Below are 6,353 nucleotides of genomic sequence, written 5' to 3'. Positions count from 1 at the left end.
GAGCCCGGAGAACATTTCACGCGAGACAACGCCGTGGAGTTTGGCCACGCCGTTGGCGCGCTGGGCCAGGCGCAGGCCCATCACGGCCATGTTGAACACCGCAGGGTTGCCGCCCTCGTAGTTTTCCTGGCCCAGGTCCAGCACGTTCTCCACGGGCACGTCCGGGGCCAGGCCCGCGTCGAAGAAGTGCCGGATCTGCACGGCCTCGAACCGGTCGATCCCCGCCGGGACCGGGGTGTGCGTGGTGAACACCGTCGACGCCCGGCCCGCGGCCAACGCCTCGGACCAGGACAACGGGTTCTCCGCGGACATCAGTTCCTGGATCCGCTCGATCCCCAGGAACCCGGCATGGCCCTCGTTGGTGTGGAACACCTCCGGCGCCGGGCACCCGGTCAGGCGCTGGAACACCCGCAAGGCCTTCACCCCGCCCATGCCCAGCAAAAGTTCCTGCTGCAACCGGTGGTCCCCGCCCCCGCCGTACAAACGGTCGGTGATCGAGCGGGCCGCGTCATCGTTGCCCGGAACGTTCGAATCCAGCAGCAGCAACGGGACGCGTCCGACGTCGGCACGCCAGATATGCGCGTTCAGTTTCCGCCCGTGCGGCAACGGCAGCGACACCACCACGGGTTTGCCCGTCCCGTCAGCGGACGGTTCACGCAGCAGCGTCAACGGCAACCCGTCCGGGTCCAGCACCGGGTAGGTTTCCTGCTGCCACGCATCCCGGGACAGGGACTGCTTGAAATACCCCGCCTGATACAACAAACCCACACCGATCAACGGCACGCCCAGATCCGAGGCCGCCTTCAAATGATCCCCGGCCAGGATCCCCAAACCGCCCGAGTACTGCGGCAACACCTCCGTGATCCCGAACTCCGGGGAAAAATACGCAATACACGACGGAACATCCCCGCCCAGCCCCTGATACCACCGCGGCTCACTGAGGTACCGGTCCAGATCCGCAGCAGCCCCCTGAATACGCTCCACAACAGCCGCATCGGCCGCCAGGTCCTGAAGGTCTTGGGCGCTGATGCACCCCAGGAACGCAAGTGGATTATGGTTGCTCTCTTCCCAGGCATCCGGGTTCAAGGAAGCGAAGAGCTCCCGGGTCGGCAAATGCCAGGACCATCGGAGATTCTTGGCCAGCTGCGCCAGCGGAGAGATGGCTTCGGGGAGAACCGTGCGGACCGTGATCTTGCGGATGGCCTTCATGGGGGGACCTCCAGGAGGTTGTTGTTTCGATGGAACTTGTGGGGCGGCCGTAGCAGACTGGCTTCCCTGAAGCCGGATCAGAGGACGGAGGTGCTCCACCGCTGATACGGTGCGCGCCGGGACCGGGGAACGGGTTGGCCGGATCCGGAACAAGGAAAGGTTGGGCAGGCTGACACGTTTACGTAGGTGGGAGACCGCCATGGTCTCCATGTGCGACGCCCCGGGCGTGACGGCCTGCAGGTAGTGATCCGTCACGCCCTTCGTGGGGCACATGTCGCGCAGTTGCAGGCACATGGCCGCGCCGGATGGTCCGGGGCCATGCGGTTCCCAGCTGTCCCTGGCAACACGGAGAGAATCCGCCGTGTTGTGCCAGGAGGAATCTCTCGCCGTTCGTCGACGCGCATTGTCGACGCGGGTCGATGGCTCGACAGTAGAACGCCGCCGGAGAGTGTGTCAAATGTCACATTCATTGTTGGTGAAGCTACGTAACAGAGGGCCGCTTGCTTGTGATCAGCCTGCAAAGGACGCTCCGCAGCGACCGCGAATTGGTGTCAATATGCGCAGGGGGTGGCATTCCCATGGAGTGTGCTCGCCGGCAACCGTTTCCGTGCGGCGGCTGTTGCCGAGGGCTCGTTCAACGGTGCGGGATTGATTCGGGTGCTCCGTTGGCATGGATGTAATTCGGGGTCTGAACGAGGAGCTGTCACTTGAGGGCAGGATCATCCGCGGACTCGGCCTGAGGACTCTCTGGGAATGAGGCGATGCTCGGCGTCTGCTGAGCGTATCGCGCCTGCTTGTCCTTCCAGTTCGTTGAGAATCATTGTCGCGGCGAGCCGGCCTTGGTCATGGGGTTGCTGTTCGACAGTAGTGAGCCCGAACGCGGCGGCGTAGTCATGGCCGTCAATCCCGACGACGGACAGCTGAGAAGGGACGCCGACGCTCCTGGATCGTGCCTCGAAGATCACCCCGATGGCGAGCTCGTCTGAAGTGCAAAGGATTGCCGTTGGTTTTCGCTCCTGGGCCGTCCAGAGCCGGGTAAATCCTTCGCGTCCAAATTGAACTGTGTCGGCAGCGACGAGAGCTACGTTGAGTCGAAGATCCGGGTGCGCTGATGAGAGAACTTCACGGAGACTACGGGAGAGGGGACCCGCATCGTCGTCGTCCATGGATCGACTGCCGCTGAGCAGGGCGATGTCCCGGTGCCCGAGCGCCAGCAGGTGCCTGGCTGCCGTCATTGCGGCTGTTGGCCGGTCAAGCGCCACCGACGGAATATTCGCCGGGCGGGACCCGACAGCAATTGCCGGGATCCCGCGTTCGTGAACGTACTTCGTCTCGTCCGGCGATGGAGCCGTCCCGACGAGAAGCAAACCACCAAGGTGTTTGATGTGCACGCCGGGCATTGACTGCTGGCCGGCACTGCCCATGGGCGCCGGGCCAAGGATCGAAAGGGTGTAGTTTCTCTCACGCAGCACCTCGGCAGCACCATGGAGTACTTTGGATGAAAACCATGAGTATTGCGCCGGAGCCATAATGCCGACGGTCATTGAGCGTCCTCTGGCAAGACCGGAGGCCGGCGAATAAGCGGAATACGAAAGGCGACGGGCTGCCTCCAGGACCTTTTCCCTAGTGGCTGGGGCAACCCTGGGCAGGCCGCGGACTGCCCGCGATACTGTTGCCGTCGATACGCCGGCCGCTGCGGCGACATCCTCGATGCTGGCTGAGCTGATGCTGTCACGGGAGTGTCTGATGGTGTCACCCATCAGAACGCAATGAAACCTGAAACGAGGAGAGTCCAAGGCCGGTCAGCCACGGCGTTCCATGGTTTCGCCACAAGGGACCTCAGGGCTCGGTGTCACCGTGTATGACCCGTGTCCGGTGCGGGTGATGAGGATGCCCCGGCCTTGTCGTAACGCGGGCTCCTGTGCTAGCGCTACTGCAGTAGTCAGTTCATCGTCGATCTTGCTTTGGGTGTCGCCGGTGATGTGGAATCCGGGCTCGGATTCGATGGAGGTAATCATTTTTGTGGATCCTTGCTGTACAAAATGATGCTGCTTGACGCCCGACTTCCAGTCGCGGCGTCGTTCGCACGGAGAATTCGCCAAAGACCCGGCCTGGTCTGACGACAGGGTACGTCCCGCTTGGTCGGCAGGGGTGTCCTGCCGGGTGACTTGGCGGTGAGTGGATGTTCCTACCTCGCGACAATGATGTGACGTAAATAACATCTAGCAAGAATATACTCGAGTAGATATATGGTCGTCAAGGATTCATGTGACCTTTTGTGAGGTTTATTTTGTTTCCGGTTGGTATTGGGAGGTTTTTTGGTTTGTGTCCTGGGGGCAGGCGGCGTGATCAGCCTGGCGACCAGTTGGAGTGGACGCGTCTGAAAGGCAAGACCGTGCTCGTCCTCACCTCCGGTAAGAGGGCGGAGTTGAATGCCACAACTTAATTGCAGGCCGAGCGGGGGGACCCTGATCCTCCTTGCGTAGCCAGCGAGTGCAAGACGCAGGTTTTTCCAGTCGAAATGGTGGCCACAATGGACGGCGCCCCGGCATATTACAAGACACAGGGCCAGCCCGTGCTGGTCTGCTGGGCGCCGGCGTAGGCAGACGCGTGCGGCGTTGAAGGCTGATCAGCCCGGAATCGGGGCGGCTTCACTAGATGCAGGCGAGTAGGCCATGCAGGCATGGAGGCCACGCTGGGGCCAAGGACCCAGCGTGGGGCAGATTGAATTTTGGTCGCGTCAGCAGCCGCAGGATGCGCGCCGGATGAGGGTCGGAGAGAAAATTCGGTTCTCCTTGGGGCCGCTACCCACCAGCGCCTCGACCGCAGCGCGTGCCATGTCTTCAACCGGCTGGCCGAGGGTCGTCAGCGGCGGCCAGCTGTACTCTGCTTCGGGTGAACCATCGAAGGAAACGATTGCCAGGTCTTCGGGAATCCGAAGACCTGATTCATGCAAGGCGAGCAGCATACCTGAAGCCATCAAATCGGAGCTCACGAAAACCGCAGTGGGCCGGTCGGCTTCGCTGAGGAGCCATTTTCCGGCCTGGTATCCGCCCTCCCGGCTGAATGGTCCTCGAATGACGGGCCCTGTAGGGAGCCCGGCCTTTTCCAGCGCTTTTCGCCATCCGACCTCCCGTGCGTCGAGTTGCCCGCCGGTGTTGGTTCCGACGACGAGCCCGATTTTCCGGTGGCCGTGCTCGATCAGGTGCTCTACCGCTATCTGGGCGCCGCCGGAAAGGTCAACGCCGACCGAATCGAAGCCGGGGCTGTTTGTAATGTGATTCAGGAGCACTGCCGGGATTTCGGCGGCTTCAAGGTCGCGCAGATCGGGTTCGAAAAGGACGCTGATGAGGAATACTCCATCGAGGCGCCGGCTGGCAAAATTCTCGAGGTGACGCCTTTCCATAGCTAGGGAGGCTTCCGAGTTTGCGATGAGCAGCGCGTAGCCTCGCTCAGCGGCTGCCTCTTCAACAGCGTGCGCGAGGACCACCCAGAACGGATTGGTCGTGACGGGGAGAATCATGCCGAGCATTTCGCTCGAGCCGAGCTTGAGTGCGCGCGCCGCGGCGTTCGGGCGGTACCCGAGCGCCGCGATTGCGTTGCGCACTTTTTCTTCCGTCGCCGGTGAGACTTTTTTCGGTCCGTTATTGACGACGTAACTCACGACTGCCGTGCTCACACCCGCAAGGCGCGCGACGTCATTGCGGGTGACGGTCGGCCGAACTGCTGCGGGGGTGTGAGACATGGCTACCATGCTACCTCTAGAGCTCCTCTGCGCTGGCCGGGGGCAGCGTCGAACCGGCTTCGGCGGCGAGCCCGCCAGGCGCATCCCCGAAGTCCGGCACGGGCAGTCGTTCGCCACCACGGAGGGCAGACTCGTGTGCGACAATTCCCGGGAGCGTGTACCGCGCGGCCTCCCACGCGTTCACTGGCGGGAGGCTGCGGGTTGCGACGGCCGTCGCGAAATCGTCGACCAAGAAGTGGTGGCTTCCTTCGTGGCCGTTCGGGAGCTTGCTGAACTCCTCGGGCAGCCGTGCAGCGTCGTGCACGGGGGCGAGGCCGGATACGAAGGCCTCCCGCAGGGCCGGATCGACGTCCGCAAGGGAAGGATCCTCAAGAGACATCGTGGGAACGGTCGTGAGCTGTTCGCTCACGTCGGAGAAGCCTTCCTTGTCCTGCCAGACGGCGGTTTCCACGAGTTGCTCGAAGCTTGCCTCGGTGCCGAAATAACGGAAGCGGCTTTCGCGCAGGTGGGACGGGTATCCGACGCGGCGGAATTCGTTGATGCGCATGGAACCGCCGTCCGCGAGTTCAAAGAGCGCGGTTGCGTTGGAGAAGTCGTTGCCGAACATGCTGACCTCGCGGTCGAAGACGCCGTCGCCGCGGTCGTCGTGCACTCCGATGCAGCTTACGCTCACCGCGTGGCCGCCGATTGCACCGATCACGCCGCCGACTGAGTGTGTCGGGTACAGCATGGGCGGGTAGCTTGCGGTGCGCTTCCATTCGGGACCGCCGCTGTATTCGTAGGCGGCGTAGAAGCCCAGGTCCATGTCGTGGACATAGTCGCCTTCGGCGTAGAAGATCCGGCCGAAAGCGCCCTCGGTGCGCCGCTGCCGGGCGTATACGGTCGCGGGGTTGTAGTAGCTGGTCTCGCCCATCATGTAGGTCAGGCCGGTTTCACGGACGGCTTCGATGATGGCCGCAATTTCCTCGACACTGATGGCCATCGGCACTGCCGAATAGACGTGCTTGCCGGCCCGCAATGCCCGGACGACGAGGGGTCCGTGGGTCCAGCGCTGCGTGAAGATTGCGACCGCGTCGACGTCGCTCTCGAGCATGGAGTCGAAGCTCGGAAAAGTACCGTCAAGGCCCTGGGCCTCGACAAGCGCTTCGGCGCGCTCGGGGAGGACGTCCGTGACGTAAATGTCCGTGACGTAGGGGTGCGCTTTGAAGAGCTTCGTGAACTGGCCTGAAAACTGTCCGGCGCCGACGACGCCGAGGGAGAACGGTGTGGGGTAAGTCATGCCGTGAGTCTTGCATCACATGGTTACGCGAGTCAACTGATTAAACGGTCTGACCGGATTTCATCCCGAAATATGCCTGAAACAAAAGGAACTGCTCTTGCCAAGTTGATGGTTACTCGC

The 6,353-nt window shown here is 62.6% G+C and carries 5 protein-coding genes and 1 pseudogene; all 6 read right to left on the bottom strand.

Going from position 1 to position 6,353, the window contains the following annotated elements; genetic code table 11:
* A partial coding sequence (gene glgP / locus E1809_RS20090; protein WP_133206012.1) for an alpha-glucan family phosphorylase occupies positions 1–1,209 on the bottom strand: 1,209 nt, incomplete at its 3' end.
* Between the two features lie 719 nt (positions 1,210–1,928).
* Positions 1,929–2,753 carry a LacI family DNA-binding transcriptional regulator gene (locus E1809_RS20085; RefSeq protein WP_235835694.1) on the bottom strand — a complete coding sequence of 275 codons (825 nt, stop codon included), beginning with the start codon at positions 2,751–2,753 and terminating at the stop codon, positions 1,929–1,931.
* Between the two features lie 51 nt (positions 2,754–2,804).
* Positions 2,805–2,969, bottom strand: a pseudogene (locus E1809_RS28040) (LacI family DNA-binding transcriptional regulator); the annotation flags it as partial.
* A 42-nt stretch (positions 2,970–3,011) separates the two neighbouring features.
* Positions 3,012–3,227 carry a hypothetical protein gene (locus tag E1809_RS20080; protein WP_133206010.1) on the bottom strand — a complete coding sequence of 72 codons (216 nt, stop codon included), beginning with the start codon at positions 3,225–3,227 and terminating at the stop codon, positions 3,012–3,014.
* Positions 3,228–3,949: 722 nt separating this feature from the next.
* Positions 3,950–4,963: a LacI family DNA-binding transcriptional regulator gene (locus tag E1809_RS20075; protein WP_133206009.1), complete on the bottom strand. Its 1,014-nt coding sequence runs from the start codon at positions 4,961–4,963 to the stop codon at positions 3,950–3,952.
* A 7-nt stretch (positions 4,964–4,970) separates the two neighbouring features.
* Positions 4,971–6,233 carry a Gfo/Idh/MocA family protein gene (locus tag E1809_RS20070; RefSeq protein ID WP_133206008.1) on the bottom strand — a complete coding sequence of 421 codons (1,263 nt, stop codon included), beginning with the start codon at positions 6,231–6,233 and terminating at the stop codon, positions 4,971–4,973.
* Positions 6,234–6,353 lie beyond the last annotated feature (120 nt).

It is taken from the genome of Arthrobacter terricola (assembly GCF_004354015.1).
In the GTDB taxonomy this organism is placed as follows: Bacteria; Actinomycetota; Actinomycetes; order Actinomycetales; family Micrococcaceae; genus Arthrobacter; species Arthrobacter terricola.
The sequence above is the reverse complement of the archived record's forward strand: the minus strand, read 5'-3'. Positions and strand labels throughout refer to the sequence as shown.